The sequence below is a fragment of the Rickettsia sp. TH2014 genome, from assembly GCF_019249195.1.
GTDB lineage: Bacteria > Pseudomonadota > Alphaproteobacteria > Rickettsiales > Rickettsiaceae > Rickettsia > Rickettsia felis.
This window is the reverse complement of the sequence record NZ_MXAX01000066.1, coordinates 1-3,128: the sequence shown is the minus strand read 5'-3', so window position 1 is coordinate 3,128 and position 3,128 is coordinate 1. Positions and strand designations below refer to the sequence as shown.

Below are 3,128 nucleotides of genomic sequence, written 5' to 3'. Positions count from 1 at the left end.
ATAACTGCAATATGGAGGCATGACCATATATTTTATGTTTTGCTCCATTAGGTCTACATGGTTATTGCTGGTTTCTGAAGATACAGTTATTTCCTTTTCTTTAGGATATAAACGACTAATTAGTTTTTTTATTAAATTCTTTATTTTAACAAAAATATTTTCGTACTTTTTGATGTATCGGTTTTTAAAGCTGATTTCTGATTATGCTGCTCCTTGTCCTTAACTGTTTTCTGGAAAGATATGGTTTCAAGAATATCTTTTAATATTTTTCTTCCTCCCTCTGTGCCTTATCAAGATCTAAGTGTTGTTTATTTTCTGCCCTTACTTCCTTTTCAGACTTAAATTCATATTTATCATCCTCATTAATGATAATATGCTGACTTACTATGTACGCAGATGTTAAATCTTGTCTAATTGCTTGTAGCTTCTTAAGACAACCTGTCGTTATATCACTTAACTCATTTATCATTATCATATTCTTTGCACTTGTGTCTTCAGTGTTAATACCTTTAAGTATACTCTTGGTATCTGTTCTGTCAACACTTTTCCGGACAGTTGTTTAAGCACAATTTTGTATTTCTTCGTATTTTACTGGTGATAAATAATCGTTAGCGGAATGCATTCTGATACCCTTCCGAACAAAGCCGTTAAGAGCGTGATATTTTTGTGTAATTAGTAATTCATCCTATATTAAAAATATAATAAATTATTTACTCTCACAGTTTATTAGTGCACCACACTAAATGGTTTGTGAATATAAAATATAAGTAGGGTTTATGGAAGAAGTTGATAATCTAGTCAGTATACTAGATAAGAAGCTAAGTAGGATGATTCATAGAATATTGAAGAAAAATGATACAGAATCTATAACACAAGAAGAGATGGCAAGCATAACTAATATTAATGTTTTTGATCAAGGGGTAAAAGATTTAACAGGATTAGAATACGCAACAAACCTAGAAGAATTAATAATAAGCTATAATATTATAGATAATTTAGATCCATTAAAATCATGTACGAAACTCAAAACCTTAAGTGCAAAGTATCTAACTACCAGTAGTATAAGTAGCTTGCCTATAAATTTAGAAGGATTAGACATATCTAATTTAAGTCTTACAGAGACAGATGGTTTCACATCTTTATCAACATTAACTAATATAAAAACATTACAGGTTAGTAATACTATTTTGGATAGTATTAACTTTGTTTCATCGACAGTGAACTTATCAAATATAGAAGCTAATAATTGTAAAGTAACTAATTTAAAACCATTACAGGCATTATTAGACAACGGGTTACAAAATAGTAGTTATAGTTTTAAAGATCAAGCAATCTTATTAGATCAGGGAATAGTAGGACAAACAACAGCATTAGAACTACATAAATCTGATGGAGAAGCACCAAGTATAACGTGGGTCACAGCAGGTAGCTATGATAATGAGAAAGAGCAATTAACATGGAAGAATAGTGGTTATAATTCTCTATCTTGGTCATATAGTTCTGAGAATAATGAGGTTGTTTTTACTGGAGAGATAAGTCAATTTCTCTCAGAGATGTAATACCGTACAGATTCATAATAATTTAAGGATATAGATACATGCTTAAGAAATTAATATGGGCAATCCATCTACTCACAACATCAAGTTTATCTTTTGCAGCCGGTATTAGTACCATGACCGGAGATGCATCATTATCGGATACGACGACAAATTGGAATCCACCATTTGCAGACGGCAATACTGTAGTAGTTGGAGCGGATAATATATCACTTACCGCGAACGCATCAAGAACAATAGGTGCTATACGGCTTGATAATAATATGACTGCACTAGGGCGATATTCATCCGGTGGTATCGAATTAACCATAGGGTCAATAGCAGGCAATTCTCAGCTTAAAACATTGAATATTTATGGAGGCGGTGAAAAAGTAACTCTCTCAGGAGCGGCCGGTGTAGATGATAATCCACAAGCTAATGATTATAGCGGATTATCTAACATAGGATTTTATTACTCATCAACATTAATCATAAATGCTCCTGTTACTATTGATAGTATTTTTGGCCAATCTAATGGCGGGAGAAGAAAAATTATTATCAATGAAAATGTAACACTAACAAGTAGTGGTATTACTAGGGTTGATAACAATACATTCATCATTGCACCAGATAAGTCATTGACGTTATCGGGATCTGACATGAATTTAACACCTAGTTTTGATTTCGGTGATTCAGGGACATTAATCTTAAGCGGAGATAACACAATATTTAATCCTAGCTCGGTATCTAATGTCGCTAATGCAATATTAAATGTAAATAACAATGTTACAACTTATATGCCGAGTGTTTTAACTATAAACACCATAAATATAGCAGACGATAAGAGTTTTACTATTGATGCAGTAGAGAGTGACATAGATTTATTAGATAATAATGCTGCTATTAATTTTGGTGGTAGTAATGCAACGCTAGTACTAACTAATAGTGGAACGTCAGATAGAACATTTACAGCATATAATCTATTAGAAGGTAATGTACTATTTAGTGCAGATGGTAGTTTAGTAGCAGATAAGGGAGTCAATGGCAGTATTACAACTAGCACAGATAATACAGGTACTATTACGATAGGAGCTGGTGACGTAGGGGCAGTAGGAGCTGCTGATAAAAAACTAAAGCAAGTAAACTTTAATCAAGGTGCAGCTGCAAGTATAGGAGCACTATATGCAGGTAATGTGGATATTGGCGGTATTGGTCCAATTACAGCAACAGCTTTACTAACATCTGCGGTAAGCTTTAGCAGTAACGGCACTTTAATATCAAAGGGCGGAATAACAGGTAATATAGATTTCGCGGGTAATAATGGGACTGTTACCTTAGCAGATGATAAGACTATTACAGGTAACGTTGATAGTAGTACTTCTTCCGCAGGGACATTAGAGTTTTTAGGTGCAGGTACTGTTACTGGCACTATTGGTGCTACTAATATGCTTACTAAGCTAAAGTTTAGTGGGGCTGGAGCGAGTAGCATTCCTGCAGCAAATGCTCAGACTATAGAGGTAGCTAATGCCGGAGCTAATGTTACAGCGAGTAGCATGCTTACTAGTAATGTACTATTTAGTGCAGATGGTAGTT

At 33.8% G+C, this 3,128-nt stretch carries 3 protein-coding genes; 2 read left to right on the top strand and 1 reads right to left on the bottom strand.

Annotation, left to right across the window (positions count from 1 at the left end):
- Window positions 1-259 precede the first annotated feature (259 nt).
- Complete coding sequence (locus KYQ89_RS07560; protein WP_256621171.1) at window positions 260-469, bottom strand: hypothetical protein; 210 nt, start codon at window positions 467-469, stop codon at window positions 260-262.
- Window positions 470-776: 307 nt separating this feature from the next.
- Between KYQ89_RS07560 and KYQ89_RS00970 the strand changes: the two genes are divergently transcribed.
- Window positions 777-1,559 (top strand): hypothetical protein, encoded by a 783-nt coding sequence (locus KYQ89_RS00970; RefSeq protein WP_218459969.1) that lies wholly within the window; start codon window positions 777-779, stop codon window positions 1,557-1,559.
- Window positions 1,560-1,597: 38 nt separating this feature from the next.
- Window positions 1,598-3,128 (top strand): beta strand repeat-containing protein (locus tag KYQ89_RS00965; RefSeq protein ID WP_218459968.1); only part of this gene is annotated, 1,531 nt, incomplete at its 3' end.

Bases quoted from the DNA above. Each gene is read 5' to 3' on its own strand.
- KYQ89_RS07560 (WP_256621171.1), bottom strand. From the start codon at position 469: ATGATAAATGAGTTAAGTGATATAACGACAGGTTGTCTTAAGAAGCTA.
- KYQ89_RS00970 (WP_218459969.1), top strand. From the start codon at position 777: ATGGAAGAAGTTGATAATCTAGTCAGTATACTAGATAAGAAGCTAAGT.